General features: G+C 59.9%; 1 pseudogene. It reads right to left on the bottom strand.

Going from position 1 to position 287, the window contains the following annotated elements:
- Positions 1 to 287 (bottom strand): annotated as a pseudogene (locus AF337_RS04635) (spermidine/putrescine ABC transporter permease); the annotation flags it as partial.

Raw genomic sequence — 287 nt, 5'->3', positions numbered from 1 at the left:
GTGTCAGATAGGGCGTGCGCAGCTTGGGTAGGCCGACGGAATTCAGCAACAGGTCGACGGTGCCGTTCGGGCCGATCGTCCTGATCAGCGCATAAGCGAGGATGATCGATGGGACGAACATTGGAAAGATCGCCATGCCCTGCACATAGGCGGCAAATCGCCCCTGCGAGAACCGAAGGTAAAGCGCGATCGGAAGGCCGATCGCCAGAAGCAGGATACCGCAGACGGCGGTGGTCCAGAGCGTCAGCCATAGATTGCCGAGGCTGTAGCCGTCGGTGAAGAAGAAG

This window comes from Rhizobium ecuadorense (assembly GCF_001187535.1).
Classification (GTDB): Bacteria; Pseudomonadota; Alphaproteobacteria; order Rhizobiales; family Rhizobiaceae; genus Rhizobium; species Rhizobium ecuadorense.
Note: the sequence above shows the minus strand (reverse complement) of the source record. Positions and strands in the feature narration are given on the sequence as shown.